This window comes from Accumulibacter sp. (genome assembly GCF_023806625.1).
GTDB lineage: Bacteria > Pseudomonadota > Gammaproteobacteria > Burkholderiales > Rhodocyclaceae > Accumulibacter.
Genome location: NZ_JAMTDX010000080.1, coordinates 1 through 14,849, shown reverse-complemented (window position 1 = coordinate 14,849; position 14,849 = coordinate 1). Strand labels below are relative to the sequence as shown.

At 65.8% G+C, this 14,849-nt stretch carries 8 protein-coding genes, 2 tRNA genes and 2 pseudogenes; 4 read left to right on the top strand and 8 right to left on the bottom strand.

What is annotated here, in order from left to right; translation table 11 throughout:
• The first annotated feature begins 60 nt into the window (after window positions 1-60).
• The gene (gyrB, locus tag NFW05_RS13150; protein WP_295307571.1) at window positions 61-2,529 is read left to right on the top strand and encodes a DNA topoisomerase (ATP-hydrolyzing) subunit B; all 2,469 of its coding nucleotides are present in this window, start codon (window positions 61-63) and stop codon (window positions 2,527-2,529) included.
• A gap of 13 nt (window positions 2,530-2,542) precedes the next feature.
• Here the strand turns inward: gyrB and pyrF are convergent, their stop codons facing one another.
• A complete protein-coding gene (gene pyrF, locus NFW05_RS13145; RefSeq protein WP_295307568.1) occupies window positions 2,543-3,397 on the bottom strand; it encodes an orotidine-5'-phosphate decarboxylase in 855 nt (284 codons plus the stop codon).
• Between the two features lie 84 nt (window positions 3,398-3,481).
• Between pyrF and NFW05_RS13140 the strand changes: the two genes are divergently transcribed.
• Both NFW05_RS13140 and NFW05_RS13135 read left to right on the top strand, forming a co-directional pair.
• Window positions 3,482-3,554: transfer RNA gene (locus NFW05_RS13140), tRNA-Ala, on the top strand.
• A gap of 34 nt (window positions 3,555-3,588) precedes the next feature.
• Window positions 3,589-3,664 (top strand) — tRNA-Glu (locus NFW05_RS13135).
• Window positions 3,665-3,980: 316 nt separating this feature from the next.
• Here the strand turns inward: NFW05_RS13135 and NFW05_RS13130 are convergent.
• The 7 genes and pseudogenes from NFW05_RS13130 to istA form a co-directional block, all read right to left on the bottom strand.
• Window positions 3,981-5,204: a DUF3322 domain-containing protein gene (locus tag NFW05_RS13130; RefSeq protein ID WP_295307565.1), complete on the bottom strand. Its 1,224-nt coding sequence runs from the start codon at window positions 5,202-5,204 to the stop codon at window positions 3,981-3,983.
• Window positions 5,201-8,626 carry an ATP-binding protein gene (locus NFW05_RS13125; RefSeq protein ID WP_295307562.1) on the bottom strand — a complete coding sequence of 1,142 codons (3,426 nt, stop codon included), beginning with the start codon at window positions 8,624-8,626 and terminating at the stop codon, window positions 5,201-5,203. The genes NFW05_RS13130 and NFW05_RS13125 overlap by 4 nt, the downstream gene beginning before the upstream one ends.
• Window positions 8,619-9,308 carry a DUF4194 domain-containing protein gene (locus tag NFW05_RS13120; protein ID WP_295307577.1) on the bottom strand — a complete coding sequence of 230 codons (690 nt, stop codon included), beginning with the start codon at window positions 9,306-9,308 and terminating at the stop codon, window positions 8,619-8,621. The genes NFW05_RS13125 and NFW05_RS13120 overlap by 8 nt, the downstream gene beginning before the upstream one ends.
• Before the next feature lie 30 nt (window positions 9,309-9,338).
• Complete coding sequence (locus NFW05_RS13115; protein ID WP_295307560.1) at window positions 9,339-10,811, bottom strand: DUF3375 domain-containing protein; 1,473 nt, start codon at window positions 10,809-10,811, stop codon at window positions 9,339-9,341.
• A gap of 18 nt (window positions 10,812-10,829) precedes the next feature.
• Window positions 10,830-13,043 carry a site-specific DNA-methyltransferase gene (locus tag NFW05_RS13110; protein ID WP_295307557.1) on the bottom strand — a complete coding sequence of 738 codons (2,214 nt, stop codon included), beginning with the start codon at window positions 13,041-13,043 and terminating at the stop codon, window positions 10,830-10,832.
• A gap of 15 nt (window positions 13,044-13,058) precedes the next feature.
• The gene (locus tag NFW05_RS13105; RefSeq protein WP_295307574.1) at window positions 13,059-13,274 is read right to left on the bottom strand and encodes a helix-turn-helix domain-containing protein; all 216 of its coding nucleotides are present in this window, start codon (window positions 13,272-13,274) and stop codon (window positions 13,059-13,061) included.
• Between the two features lie 120 nt (window positions 13,275-13,394).
• A pseudogene (gene istA, locus NFW05_RS13100) lies at window positions 13,395-14,237 on the bottom strand (IS21 family transposase); the annotation flags it as partial.
• A 111-nt stretch (window positions 14,238-14,348) separates the two neighbouring features.
• Here istA and NFW05_RS13095 point away from each other — a divergent pair.
• Window positions 14,349-14,751 (top strand): annotated as a pseudogene (locus NFW05_RS13095) (DDE-type integrase/transposase/recombinase); the annotation flags it as partial.
• Window positions 14,752-14,849 lie beyond the last annotated feature (98 nt).

The following is a 14,849-nucleotide window of genomic DNA, read 5'->3' as shown; positions in this document are numbered from 1 at the left end:
CCTCGGCCAGAGCGCGTGATCAGGTTTGCTGAACATTGTGGCTAATCATGTGGACTTTTCATGACCGAAAACGACGAGTTACCCGCGTACGACGAATCGAGCATCCAGCAGCTCGAAGGGCTGGAAGCGGTACGCAAGCGCCCCGGGATGTACATCGGTGACACCTCCGATGGCACGGGGCTGCACCACATGGTCTTCGAGGTCGTCGACAACTCGATCGACGAGGCGCTCGCCGGGTACTGCGACGACATCGTGATCACCATCCATGCCGACAACTCGATCTCGGTCAGCGACAACGGTCGCGGAATCCCGACCGGGATCAAGTTCGACGACCGGCACGAGCCGCGGCGATCGGCTGCCGAGATCGTGATGTGCGTGCTGCACGCCGGAGGCAAGTTCAACCAGAACTCGTACAAGGTTTCCGGCGGACTGCACGGAGTCGGCGTCTCGTGTGTCAACGCGCTGTCGCGGTGGCTGCGGCTGACCATACGGCGCGAAGGCAAGAAGCATTTCGTCGAGTTTCATCGCGGGGTCGTCGTCGATCGGCTGATCGAGATGCAGAGGGGCGTCGAGGTGTCGCCGCTGCGGATTGTCGGCGATACCGAGAAGCGCGGAACCGAACTGCACTTCATGGCCGACGAGGAGATCTTCGGTCAGGTCGAGTTCCACTACGAGATCATTGCCCGGCGCCTGCGTGAACTATCGTTCCTGAACAATGGCGTGCGCATCCGGCTGCACGACCAGCGCAGCGGCAAGGAGGAGAACTTCGCCTTCCTCGGTGGCGTGAAGGGCTTCGTCGAGTACATCAACCGCACCAAGTCGGTTCTCCACCCGAACGTCTTCCACGCTTCCGGCGAGTCGGCCGGAGCCAGCGGGCCGATCGGCGTCGAAGTCGCGATGCAGTGGAACGACAGCTATGTGGAACAGGTTCTCTGCTTCACCAACAACATTCCGCAGGCCGACGGTGGAACTCATCTGACCGGCCTGCGCGCGGCGATGACCCGGGTGATCAACCGCTACATCGAAGAGAACGAGATCGCTCGGAAGGCCAAGGTCGAGATCACCGGTGACGACATGCGCGAGGGCCTTGCCTGTGTCCTCTCGGTCAAGATGGCCGACCCGAAGTTCGCTTCGCAGACCAAGATGAAGCTCGTCTCTTCGGAAGCGCGGCCGGCCGTCGAGGAAGTCGTCGCGGCCAGGCTCACCGAGTTTCTGCAGGAGCGTCCGGTCGATGCGAAAGTGATCACCGGGAAGATCGTCGAGGCTGCGCGCGCGCGCGACGCAGCGCGCCGGGCGCGCGAGATGACCCGGCGCAAGGGGCTGCTCGATGGCGTGGGACTGCCCGGGAAACTTGCCGATTGCCAGGAGAAGGACCCGGCGCTCTGCGAACTCTACCTCGTCGAGGGCGATTCGGCGGGCGGTTCGGCCAAGCAGGGGCGTGACCGGAAGTTCCAGGCCGTGCTGCCGCTCAAGGGCAAGATCCTCAACGTCGAAAAGGCGCGCTTCGACAAGCTGATCGCCTCGCAGGAGATCGCCACGCTGATCACCGCGCTCGGCACCGGCATCGGCAAGGACGAATACAAGCCCGAGAAGCTGCGCTACCACCGGCTGATCATCATGACCGACGCCGACGTCGACGGCGCGCACATCCGCACACTGCTGCTGACCTTCTTCTACCGGCAGATGCGCGAACTCGTCGAGCGCGGCCACATCTACATCGCCCAGCCACCGCTCTACAAGGTCAAGCACGGCAAGGCCGAGCGTTACCTCAAGGACGATCAGGCGCTTAAGCAGTTCCTGCTGACGCTCGCCCTGGAAGGAGCGGTTCTCGTCCCGCGCACGGGTTCCCCGGAGATCTCCGGGCCGGCTCTCGAACAGCTGGCCCGGGAGTACCTGCTCGCCGAAGCGGTGATCAGCCGCCTTGCCCACCTGATCAACCCCGAGGTGCTGCACGCGCTGATCGACGGCAACCTGAATATCGAGCTCGATTGCGAGACGTCGGCGACGCGCAGTGCCCAGGCGGTGATGGGGGCGCTCGGCGATCAGTCGGCGATCCGCGTTGCCGCGCGCTATGACACGGCGCAGGAACGCTGGCAGCTGCACGTCGAAACCGTGCTCCACGGCAACCTCAAGGTGAGCGTGATCGACGAAGATCTGCTGCTCAGTGGCGACTACGCGCAGCTTCGCCGGACCGCCGAAACGCTCGCCGGCTTGTTCGGTGCGGGTGGCTTCGTCGCTCGTGGCGAAAAGCGCCGACCGGTCGGAAGCTTCGCCGAAGCGATGCAGTGGCTGCTCGCCGAGGTCGAACGAAGCGTCACCAAGCAGCGCTACAAGGGGCTTGGCGAGATGAATCCCGAGCAGCTCTGGGAGACGACGATGGATCCCAAGGTCCGTCGTCTGCTCAAGGTGCAGATCGAGGACGCGATCGGTGCCGACGAGATCTTCAGTACGTTGATGGGTGAACTCGTCGAACCGCGGCGAAGCTTCATCGAAACGAACGCGCTCGCCGCGCGCAACATCGACGTCTGAACGGCCCGGCTGGTCAGTCGCCTGCCGGGACGTCCCGCGATCCGGGCCCGGCGGCCCGTCGTTGCTCGTTGATCGCCTCGCGCGTGGCCAGCGCGACCGCGCGTGCGGCCGCTGCATAGTCTTCGCCGCTGCCGGCGTAGAGGATCGCCCGCGACGAGTTGATGACCAGGCCGAAGCCGCCGGCGGTACAGCCGTTGTGCACCGTCGCGGCGATGTCGCCGCCCTGTGCGCCGATTCCCGGGACGAGCAGTGGCATGTCCCCGACGATCCGGCGCACGCGACCGATCTCTTCGGGGAAAGTGGCCCCGACGACCAGCGCGCACTGACCGCTCCGATTCCATTCGCCGCTGACCAGCCGGGCGACGCGCTCGTAGAGCCTTTCGCCGCCGACGTCGAGAAACTGCAGGTCGCTGCCTCCGGCGTTCGACGTCCGGCAGAGCAGGATCAGGCCCTTGCCGGGGTACGCCAGGTACGGTTCGATCGAGTCGCGACCGAGGTAAGGATTGAGCGTCACCGCGTCGGCGCGGAAGCGCTCGAAAGCCTCGATCGCGTACTGCTCGGCGGTGCTGCCGATGTCGCCGCGCTTGGCGTCGAGGATCACCGGGATCGCCGGATGGCGGCGATGCACATGGTCGATCAGCGCTTCGAGCTGGTCTTCCGCGCGCTGCGCGGCGAAGTGCGCGATCTGCGGCTTGAAGCAGCAGACCAGGTCGCCGGTCGCGTCGACGATCGTCCGGCAGAACTCGAAGATCGCGTCGTCACGGCCCTCGAGCTGCGCCGGGAAACGCCCGGGATCGGGGTCGAGCCCGACGCACAGGAGGCTGTCCTGTTCGCGCCAGGCCGAGCGGAGTGCCTGAATGAAGTTCATCGTCGACTCAGTGAGCGGAGACGCCGGGTCGTCCCGCGGGTTTACAGGGGGTGAGCCTGACCCTATAATCGCGCCTTCTTTCGCGGGGGTATAGCTCAGCTGGGAGAGCGCTTGCATGGCATGCAAGAGGTCCGCGGTTCGATCCCGCGTACCTCCACAAGAAGAAGTCGAATTGAAGCCAACTGTTCCGGGTCCCCATCGTCTAGAGGCCTAGGACACTACCCTTTCACGGTAGGTACCGGGGTTCGAATCCCCGTGGGGACGCCAGGCTCATCCCGCGATGGCAGCGATGCCGGCGGGAGTGCCAGGGCAATCGCATGAATCCTGTGCTCGCCGGCAAGCTCACCCGTCTCGCCCCACCCTTTGTCCAGCTGTCCATCGTTGCACAGGAAACGGAGCAAACCCCTCTTTAATTCGTTATCGGGGCATGTGAGTACTGGGGGCAAGAGCAAAAACGTCAGGCTCGCTGGCAGCGGTCATCGACAGTGGCGAAGAACCGCCCGCTTCACGCTGGGTCAACCGGTGTTCCAGACGTGGACATGGCCGGCCGGTAGTTTACCCAGGCGACATTCGACTCCCTAGCTTACGAGCAAGGGGACTGCGATACGAGGGCTCCCGTGGAGATACACGCCAGTCGATCGCACAGCCAGCCAAAGCCCACGCGCTCCTGCTCCAGTCGCAGCCTGGGCTGGTGGCGATCGAATCTGAGGTCGTCATAGACGGTCGCCTCTTCGTCCGTGAGACGCGGCAAGTCGTGGCGCGCAGGCTCGGGTTCCTCGCCCCAGTGCGAGCGATGCGCAAGCAGCGTCTCCCGGTCCATGAGGAAGGACGCCGCGCTCGGGAAGTGGCCACGCAATTGGTCGAGGATGGCGAATCCGTGGGTGTCGATGTCGCCCCAGTAGTACAGCTGGCATCGATGCAGCCACCCGGCGCGCGACAGCGCCTCCCAACCGTAGCCAGCGCCGAAGACGACGATGGCTCCCGCCACCTCCGGAAAGGCGAGGAAGTTCGTCTCGTTCTCGGTGATGAAGACTCGCTCGACGGGCAAGGCCAGCGCCGCAAGACTGTTGGCGTCCAGCGTGATGTCGGGCAGCACACCTGGCAAGGCATGGCAGCCAGGCAGGCTGGGCAAGGCCGGGTCGAGCAGACGAAACCGAATCCGCACAGGCTTGCCCAGGAATCCGAATCGGCGAGTGAACTGCGCGACCCCGCTTGCCTGCGTCTCCACGGCCTCAGGCGGCAGAGCCAGGTCCAGCAGCTCGGCCAGCACGCCTCGGTGGGTCTCGATGAACTTGCTGTCCACCCCGGGTACGTCGACCTGGCGCAGGTAGACGCCCGGACGAGGATGGGCCTGCAGCCATGCGACGACGGCCAGCAAACGCTCCCAGCGGTCCGCCAGGTCCAGCGCCTGGATCGGCCGCCGAGACAGCCACGACAGCAGCGTGGGATGAGTGGCGGCCGTCTGTTGCCACAAGGCTTCAAACCGTTGCGCTTGACGAATCTTGCCGATGAAGGCCAAAGCGTCCTGCAGGGCGTCGAGCCAGACGGCCACCGGGAGCCGCTGCGTCCCCTGGACGCGGTGGTTCCACTCCCGCCATCCGATCCGAACCTTCGGGGTATCGGCGACGGCGCGCACCCAGTCACGCACGGCCTCGAAGCGGTCGGACAGGTCCGCAGCACTGGGAGCCTTCAGGTTCAGGCGCAGCGGCCACGCAATGGCGTCCGTCACCGTCGCACGCAGCAAGTCGCCGCGATCCCACAAGCGTTGGACCTGGGCGCGCAGATCTGCCGGCGTGGTCCAGCTCATGGCGCCGAGCCGCCTCCGGCCGCCCTGGCTTCGACCATCCCTTCGGCCGTCCGCGCAGTTGTCCCGGCAACCCTTTGTGCCCGGTACTCCTCAATCGACAGGCAGCGCAGCCGCGAGTCGCGCCCGCCCTCGTTGTGCACAAAGCCGACGCTGGCCACGAAGGGCTCGATGATGTGGATCTTCTGCAGCGGCGTGACGATCAACAACTGCAGGTTGAGCTGCTGGAACAGGCGCAGCCCGTACTGCGCCGACTCGTCCGACCCGCGCCCGAACGCTTCGTCGATCACGACGAAGCGGAATGACCGCGAACGCACGGCGCCCCACTCCAGCCCGAACTGGTAGGCCAGGCTCGCCGCCAGCACGGTGTAGGCCAGCTTCTCCTTCTGACCGCCCGACTTGCCGCCCGAGTCCGAGTAGTGCTCGTGCTCGGCACCGTCGGCGCGCCAGCGCTCGCTGGCCGAGAACAGGAACCAGTTGCGCACGTCGGTGACCTTGGCGGTCCACCGTCGGTCGGCATCCGACAGTCCTTCACGGCCCCGGAAGCGGTCGATGATGGCCTTGACCTGCAGGAACTTGGCTTCCGAATACTGCTCGTCGGCCGAGCCGGTCATCGCGCCCTCGGTGCACGCGCGCAGATCCTGCTGGAAGTCCCGGATCTCCGCATCCGGGCTGGGCAGCGCCACCAGCTTGATGTACCGGCCGGGGTTGTAGTCGATGGCCTGGAGCGACTGGTTGATGAAGTCGACGCGCTCCTTGATCGTCTCCCGCTCGCGGGCGAGCTGGGCGTTGAAGTTGGCGATCTCGTTGATCGTGTTGACGTTGAGCAGCTCCTTGAAGCGCGCCTCGAATCGCGGCAGGTCGTCGCTCTTCAAGTCGGTGAGCATCCGCTCGTACTCCGGCAGCGCCGCGAGGCTCACGTCGATCTCGACGGTCTCGGCCTTGAACTCCTCCTTGAAACCGCGCATGGCGTTGACGATCCGCTCGGTCAGACGGGCCAGGCGTTTGTCCTCCGCGTCGATGCGCTCCTGCAGCCACTTGCGCACCTCCTGCTCGCGGTTGTCGCAGGACTCGACCGACAGTTGATGTTCGCCCAGCGCCTGCGAGCGCCAGCCATCCAGACGCTCGAGCTGCGCCTCGGTCAGGGGCGCGTCGCCCCAAACGCGACCCGCCTGATTCCGGAGCTCCTGTGCCGTCGCATGCTTGGTTGCGACCTCTGCACGCTTGTCCCGAGCGTCGTCGCGCTTGCGTTCTGTATCCGCGAGGCGGTCTTGCGCCGCCTTTAGCTGACGCCCGAGCTCCTGCAGCGTGTCCGATGCGGCTTCCAGCCGTGCACGCTCCTCGGTGAGTTCGGCAATCTGGCGGGCCAGGCTCATCCAGTCGATGTCCGCGAAACGCGTGAACTCTTCCAGCTTGCTGAGTGCATCCAGTCGGCTGCGCAGTTCGTTGCGCGCCTGCTGGATCTCGCCGATACGCTGCCCCAGCGTGGCCAGCCTTGCCTCCAGACGCTCCCGCTGATCGCGCAACGCACGCAGCTTGTCGGCATTGCTCCAGCCGAGCACGTAGCGGCTGCGGTCGTCGATCCGGCTGCGATCGTCTTTCTCGTGGCGGCCGCTCGGGTCCTTTATCTGACCGGAGCGCGTGATGGCGCGGGCCTCGCGACGGAACTGCTCGCCGGTGTTGCAGCAGGCCACGTCGAAGCGCTGGCGAAGTTCTTGCTCCAACCACTCGTAGTGCGGCGAGTCCGGCTTGATGACGAGCTTGCGCACCAGCGACTGCGGATGCAGCGCGGCGCCCTGCGCTGCCTTTCGTGGACGCACGTGGAAGTACACCAGCCGAGCATTCAGATGCTGCCGGTCCACCCAGTCCGCAACGGCCTTGTAGTGCGCATCCGGAACCAGCAATGCAAGACCGAAGCCACGCAACAGCCGCTCGGCGGCGCCTTCCCAATCGCGCTCGTCTTCACGCACCTGGATGAGCTCGCCCGCGAAGGGCAGTTCGTCCTCACCGATGGCCAGCGCGGTACACAGCGCATCGCGGATGCGGACCTGGGCGGCATCGATGTTGCTCTTGCGCCGCTGGAGACTGTCGATCTCGTCCGACAAGGCGGTGTGCTCCTCACGGCCCTTGCGGAAAGCGAAGTCCTCCTCACGCTCGCGGTTGTCCAAGTCGGCGATGCGTTCGCGCAAGCCCTCGGCGCGCTGGGCAATGCTCTGCTGCTGGGTGAGGAAACCGGCTTCATCGGCCGGCGCCGCCTCGTCGATGCGGGCCAGCAACTCCTGGAAGCGGTCCGACTTCTTCTGGCGTTGTTCCTTGTCCTGCTCCAGACGGCGAATCTCCGCCGCCATCTCTTCCAGGCGATCGCCGCCGTTGTCTCGCAGAGCCCGCTCCAGGCGGCCGACTTCCACGCGCTCGGTCTCGCGTTGCGCGTCCAGACGCTCGATCTGCGCATCGAGCCGGGCCGCATCCTCCGCCAGCAAGCCGAGGCGGCGGTCCAGAAGCTCGCCCTTGAGCCGGGCGAAGTACGGCCGAAGCTGATCGCGCGCATCCCGCCAGCCCTGGATCGCGGCTACCCGCGCATGGTGGCGTGCCCCGTCCTCGACCAGGGGCGTCAGCAAGTCCACCTGCCGCTTTGCCTTGAGCACCGCCTGATGCGCGCGGTCCAGGTCGTCGAAGTGCCGGATCAGCGCCTCGATGCGGCCGCCCACGTCGAAGGGCTCCAGCATGTGACTGCGCACGAAGTCGGTGAGGTTGCCCACCGACTTCATCGAGACAGTCTGGTGGAAGAGCTCCAGGGCCTGCTCGTGCTCGATGCCGAAGCGCCGGCGGAACCAGGCGCCGTAAGGCGGGAAGCTGTCGAACTGCTCGCAGCCTGCGCCCCGCAGCTTCTTGCGCAGGGCGGTGATGTCACTGCCGAAGCCGCTGAAGGCGTCGGCGATGGTGAGAGCCCGCTCGGCGGCCACGAACAGGCGTGCGGGTTGGCCCTGCGGGTCCTTGAGCCAGAAGACCTGGGCCAGCGTCACGGCCTGGTCATAGCCCTCGTTGCGAAAGACGCCGAGGATGACCGAGTAGCTCGACGCATCGCGCAGCGCCACGGGTCTTGCGCTGCCTGTGACCTCATTGCGCTCGCTCTTGTAGTGGCCCAGCACGTAGGAACGCAAGGAGCGCTCGCGGGAATCCGCCCCGGCGGCCTTGTTGTAGGCCACGCGATGCGCCGGCACGAGCAAGGTGGTGATGGCATCGACCAGCGTCGACTTGCCCGAACCGATGTCGCCCGTGAGCAGGCCGTGGCGGCCGTCGAGCTCGTAGCGCCAGACGCGCTTGTCGAAAGTGCCCCAGTTCAGTACCTCCAGCCGCTGCAGCCGAAAGCCTACCCGGCTGTCGTCGGCCACGAAGTCCAGGCCGAGCGTCGCCGCCTCAAGCATCGGCCTTCTCCTGGTTCGCACCTGGACCGGTGCCGCCCGAGGGCGCCGAACGGTAGACCTCCAGGCGCGCATCGAACTCCGCCAGCCATTGCGCGTCCACGAAGGCCTTCAGGATGCGCCGTACCTCGTAATGGCCCCGGTCCTGCGCATTGCCACCGGCAGGCTTGAGCCGTCGCAGAAACCCCAGATCGACCGCCTTGGTGATCGTCGCGTCCACCTGGTCGATCACCCGGGCCTCGTTCGTTCCATCGGGCAGGAAGACCCGCATCAGTTCGGCGATGTCGTCGCGCGAGAGCACGAGCCGCGTGTCGCCACCGCCGGCGTCGAACTCGGCCATGCGCTTGCGCAGCAGCGCCAGCATCAGGCTCACCGGGTAGGACAGCGGCCGGCGTGCGACGAGCCGCGGCAGGCGCGGCGCGCCCTCCGACTCGTCCGGGTCCGGACGGCTCTTCAGGAAGGCGTGGCCCTCGGCCTCGTCCGTCACCAGATCGAGCAGCAGCACGGCGGCCTGTTCGCGCACCCGCGCTTGCAGGCGCAGCAGGCTCGCCCACAGACGCTCGTCGTCGTCGCGGTAGAGCACTCCCTTGAGCAGGTGCACCATCAGCTGCGACAACTCGGGCACCGCCGGCAGCGCGCTGCGTGGCGTCTCCTCCGAATCGTCCTCGTGCAGCGCGTCGTTCAGCTTCATGTCTCCCTGGCCCGCGGGCCGTCGTCAGCGCGTGAAGATCACGCGGGGTAAGCGCGCTTCGCGCGTTACGGCTTCACCCGCTGCGTTGCAGGCCTGCCAGCGGATCGGCTCTTCGACGGCCTCGTCGACCAGGGCGCGTAGGCCCTCCAGGGCGTCGCTTCTGTCCCCGGCGTGGGCCAGCTCCAGGTAGGCCACCAGTTCGGCCAGACCCTGGCGCAGAGGCTCGGCGTCCAGCAGCTCGCACAGCGTGATCTGCGGCTGGCGGCGCAGTGCGCGTTGCACGGCTGACCGCAGGCGTGCCTTGTCCACCACGATCTGGTCGAACAAGCGCGCGGTGTCGATGTCGTCCTCGCCGGCCACGAGCGCGAGATCGGTGAGAAGCGGCTTCACGCTCGGCGTGAACAGTGGCCGCTCCAGCGGCAGTTCAATGTTCGCCCCCATGGCGTCGATGTGCATCACCGTGCCGGAGGGCGTGGTCTCGCGAATTCCGAGCGCCTTGCTCTCGATGCCGTGCAGCAAGTCCAGGATGCGGCGGTTCTCGAGAAAGGCCCGGTCGTCGAGGAAGCGGCGCAACTGCTGCGACAGCTGGGCCACCGTGCGCTGCGTGTGTTCGCCCGCCTCCAGCCAGTCGTGGTGCACGCGGCGGGTACGCGGTTCGGGCGAAAGCTGAGCCACGGCCGGCAGCGCCAGCACCTGATCCAGCCGCGCGGAAAGTTCCTCCTGTCTCCGGCTGGACATGAGGAAGTCCCAGAAGGCGCGGAAGCTCCGGCCCTGGTCGGAGTCGCCGATGGCATCGCGATCATTCATGATCTCGTCGAGCAGCGCACCCTTGGCGCCTTCCCACAGCGCGATCTTCTCGCGCACCTTGCGGTCGAGCAGGCGGAAGTTGTGCTCCACCTCGCGGAAGTCGGCCAGCAGCTCGCGCGCCAGTTGCTGGAACTGCTGGAAGCGGTCCTTGACCGCCGTGTCGTCGAGCAGGGGCAGGTCACCGGTCAGCACACGAGCGATCTCGGCGTCCAGCTCATCGCGCTTCTTGCGCAGGTCGGCCACGCGCTTGATCGGGTCGGCCTCGGTGCCGGCGCTGATCTGCTCGAGCAGCGCGAACAGCGTCAGCAGGCGCGATTCGGTGCCGACAAACGGGCGCTCGGTGAGCGACCGCAGCCAGGCGATGGCCTTCTCGGTGGCCGGCGTCAGGTCGAACTGCGCCTCGTCCGTGCCCGGCTTGTAGAACTTGCGCAGCCAGCCCTTGTCGGACGCGGCCCAGTCGTTCAGGTAGTCCTGCGCGCCCTTGGGGTACGCCTCGGGCCCCAACTGCTCGCGCAGGGCGAACAGCTCGTCCTCCAGCGCCTCCGCGAGATCGGCCTCGCTCATCACCCGCACATTCGGCGCCACGAACACCCGGTGCAGGAAGCTCGCCACCAGCGGCGCGTGCGGCGAGGCCAGCAGCCGCCAGGCGGGGTGGCGGTCGCGCAGGGTGGAGAGGCTGGCGTGGTCCATGGCGACGAACTTGCGGCCTCAGTTCTGTCGCGCCAGTGATGGGGACAGCTTCTCCTCGATCCACTCCCACCGCTTGTCCTTGACCATGACGAAGCGGCAATGCCCCTCGGGAAAGTCGAAGTGCCCGAATCGCCCGTCGTAGTCACGGCTGGGCGCGTAGGCTTGCGCGTGGAACTCGAAGGCGTACCCATCCGTCACCGCGACGCGCGCTGCCGCGTCGTCGCCAAACAGCGTCTGCTGGAATGCCTTGCCGCCCGCCCGCCGGCGCAGGTCACGGATGCGCGTCTCCAGCAGGTTGCGCAGCAGGAACTTCTGCAGATTGGCGCGGGCCAACGTGAAGCCCTCCCGGCGCAACAGTTCGGTCAGCCATTTGGCCCCGAAGGCCTGCTTGCTGGCATGGGTCAGCGAAGGCTCCGGCAGGTTCCGGCACAGCCACGTCGCGAGGCGCACCTCGTCCCAGTGCTCAGGCTGATAGACGAGGCCCAGATCGCGCTGCAGATCGGACAGGAAGCGCGAGATGACCTTGCCGCTCTCGCCATCGACGTCGATCTCTCCGCCTTCGGACACCTTGAGGCCCGCGCCCAGCGCAGTGATCTCGTCGCCGGTGGGCGCGGCGTCGTACGTCGACAAGTCCCACGGATAGTCGAGCACTTCCGGGTCGTCGAACAGCTGCAGTTCACCCTGCACGCGCAAGGCCAGCTGCGGCACGCGGAAGCACTCCCCCAACTCGGCGGGCGTCTGGAAGAACTCGATGGCCGTGGTGCGGCTGACCTCGGCCGCTTCGACGATGGCCGCCGCCGCCGAGTCGCTGGTCACCGAGGCCTTGAGCACCTCGGCCTCTTCCTCGGTCAGCGGCGCGGTGATGGTCAGCGTGCCCCGCTTGCCGTCCCAGCTGACCTTGTCGCTTTCCGGAACGTGGTGTCCGCCCTGCCGCACCCGCTGAGCGACGCGCGCGATGGCCGCCTCGGGGCAGAACTGGCAGCCGCCGCCGAGGCCTTCGACAGCTTGACCTTTGGCGTTGATGTAGCCGGAGATGGCCCGCTTCGCGCGACCCGCCGTGATGGTACTTGCCACTTCGGGCAGCATTTCGACCTGTATGAATCTACGGCAGCCACCGTCCTCGACGTTCTGCTTGAGCACGGCGTGGCCCGTCGTGCCAGAACCGGCAAAGCTGTCGAGGACGATGGAATCCTTGTCCGTCGCGATTTGCAGGATGCGCTGAATCAGGCGGGTGGGCTTCGGCGTGATGAAGACGTCGACAGACGTATCGAAGTCGACCAGTTCGAGCAGTTCTTTCTTGCCTTCCTGCGTGTGGCCGACCTCTTGATAGAACCACATCGTCTGCGGCACCCGACCGTCCTTGACTTCGTGCAGGAACCGTTTGATCTGCGGAATGGCACTGCCATCCTTGCCCCACCAGATTCTGCTGTCGCGGCCCAGCTCCTCGAATTTCTCTTTTGAAACCCGCCAATACATTCCCTTTGGAGGGGCTTCAATTACTCGCCCAGAGGGGCAGGTGATCGAGTACGTTCCCGCCGAGTAATAGTTGCGCGCCGACAAGTCACTTGTTTTCCAGACTCCGCGCGGGTCCTTGTCCGGATTCTTGTACGCAGCGTTCTGTTCTTCCGTACGTGGCAACAGATTTGGTTTCCAAGCGTCGGCCTTGGCTGCGTATATGACGATGTAGTCGTGATCCTCGGAGAGATGGCGTGCCGAGTTTTTGGGGAAATAGACCTCCTGCCACAGCACAGTCGCGACGAAGTTCTTCGCCCCGAAAATCTCATCCATCAGCAACCGTAGCGCCGCTACCTCGTTGTCGTCAATGGACACGAAGATCGCGCCGTCCTCGCCCAGGAACTGCTTCAACAGCACCAGTCGCGGGTACATCATGCACAGCCAGCGGTCGTGCCGGTCCAGCGTCTCGCCTTCCTTGCCGACCACCTCGCCCAGCCACTTGCGAATCTCCGGGCTGTTGACGTTGTCGTTGTAGACCCAGCCCTCGTTGCCGGTGTTGTACGGCGGGTCGATGTAGATGCACTTCACCTGCCCGGCATAGCGCGGCAGCAGGGCCTTGAGCGCGTGCAGGTTGTCGCCCTGCACGATCAGGTTGCCCGAATCCTTGCCCGCGCCGTGGCCGCAGGAAAGTTCCGGCACCGGCTCCAGCAGGCGGAACGGCACTTCCTTGTGATGCCTGACGACGGCTTCCTTGCCGATCCAGTTCAGTGTGGGCATGGCGCCTCGTGACCTTCAGTTCCAGCGGGTGTTGGTGCCGCCCGCGCTCTGTTCCTCATCTGCGCCCCCGGCGCGCACCGAGTCGTCCACTTCGGACAGCTGGAACTTCCACAAGCGCCCGACGCGGTGCGCCGGCAGCCCGCGGTGTTCGCGCCAGCGGTAGACGGTGTCCTTGGCCACCCCCAGGTGCTGGGCGACCTGGTCGACGGAAACCCACGGTTCAGTGGTCATGGCGTCCACGCTTGTCAATTGGAAGCGTCTCAAGCGGATTAAACCGGACAAAAGTCTATCAGCGGAAAGCTGCCCTCCCAAGCCTGGCTTCGCGGCGGAACAGCAGGTCGCACAGGTCGGGCCCAGACTGAAGAAGCGCTGGTGCCGCAGACGGGCCAGTACCCAGCGCTCGACGAGCAGCACGCCGGCCTCGACCTTGGCCTTGTCCTTCGGGCGACGGGGCCGCGCCGGCAGGATCGCGGTGCCGTAGTGGCTGGCCAGGTCGCGGCAGGTCGGGTTGAGTTCGGGGGCGTAGAAACAGGCGGTGGTGACGCCGCTCTTGAGGTTGTCGGGAACAACCACGGCGGTGACGCCGCCCAGGTGTTCGAAGGTTCGCACGTGGCTGCCGATCCAGTCGGGCAGGCTCTGGCTCCAGGTGGCTTCGCTGTAGGTGTAGTTGGAGGCGCCCAGCACGGCCACGAAGATCGCCGCCTGGCGGATTTCGCCGCTCAACGGGTCGGTCACCGGAACGGTCTGGCCGGCGTAGTCAACGAACAGTTTCTCGCCGGCCTTATGCGTTTGCCGCAGACTGAGCGAGAGCCGCCCGAGCCACTGCCGGTAAAGGGCGCAGAAGCCGCTGTAGCGGTAGCCGTCCGGGTGTTCGGCTTTGTATTCCTGCCAGAGTAGTTCGAGGGTGACACCCTTGCGCCGCAGTTCGCGCTGCACCCGCGCCCAATGGGGTTCGGGGCGGCTCTGATTCGACGGTGCCGTCGGTGGGTAGAGCCGCGCTTCCAGCGCCCGTTCGCTCAGCCCGGCAGGCAGCGGCCAGGTGAGGCCGCACAGCTCTGCGCGCCGGAGGACCTCGCCGACGGTCGTCGGCGAGGTATTGACCGCCCGGGCAATTTCACGACGGCTGCGAGCGCCGTCGTGGAACAGTCGTAAAACGTCAAGAATCTTGCGCATCGGTAACCTGCTATTCGCCATGTGGCCCTCGGCAAATCTCCCGAGGGTGCCACGGTTACCCGCGCGCTACGCAACTACAAATGACTGTCCAGTTTGCCGTGGAATCGGTGATCAGTTTGGTGTGGAATACACACCCTGAAGCCGCGCATGACGTCGGACCTCGTCACGGATGCGCTGACCATGACTGGTTCCGCAAGCGCCCCGCACCGGGGCTGACGCATCACTCCGACCACGGCCGCCAGTACGCGAGCCACGCCTTCCAGGACAAGCTCCGGGACTACGGCACGACCTGTTCGATGAGCAGGAAGGGCAACTGCCGGGACGACGCCCCGACCGAGAGCGGGTTCAACCCTTCAACAACGGGGTGCATGGCGTTTCCTACGCCACCCATGCCGACATGAGCGCCGCCAGCTTCGCGTACCTCGGGGTCTTCTACAACCCGGAACGGCTGCCTTCGACCCTCGGCTACCGCTCGCCCATTCAATTCCTGGAGCATTGGATCAGCCAGCAGCATCAGGAAAAACTGGTCGCATGAACCCCACCCATTGGAAGACGAAAAACCGAGGGAAGCTCAAGCCATCGATCAAGTCCGTAAACTGCTGTAAATCGGGTGGCTTGGCAGCCACCGCTTCG

Coding starts and splice junctions, on each gene's coding strand:
- gyrB (WP_295307571.1), top strand. CDS start 61: ATGACCGAAAACGACGAGTTACCCGCGTACGACGAATCGAGCATCCAG.
- pyrF (WP_295307568.1), bottom strand. CDS start 3,397: ATGAACTTCATTCAGGCACTCCGCTCGGCCTGGCGCGAACAGGACAGC.
- NFW05_RS13130 (WP_295307565.1), bottom strand. CDS start 5,204: ATGAGCTGGACCACGCCGGCAGATCTGCGCGCCCAGGTCCAACGCTTG.
- NFW05_RS13125 (WP_295307562.1), bottom strand. CDS start 8,626: ATGCTTGAGGCGGCGACGCTCGGCCTGGACTTCGTGGCCGACGACAGC.
- NFW05_RS13115 (WP_295307560.1), bottom strand. CDS start 10,811: ATGGACCACGCCAGCCTCTCCACCCTGCGCGACCGCCACCCCGCCTGG.
- NFW05_RS13110 (WP_295307557.1), bottom strand. CDS start 13,043: ATGCCCACACTGAACTGGATCGGCAAGGAAGCCGTCGTCAGGCATCAC.
- NFW05_RS13105 (WP_295307574.1), bottom strand. CDS start 13,274: ATGACCACTGAACCGTGGGTTTCCGTCGACCAGGTCGCCCAGCACCTG.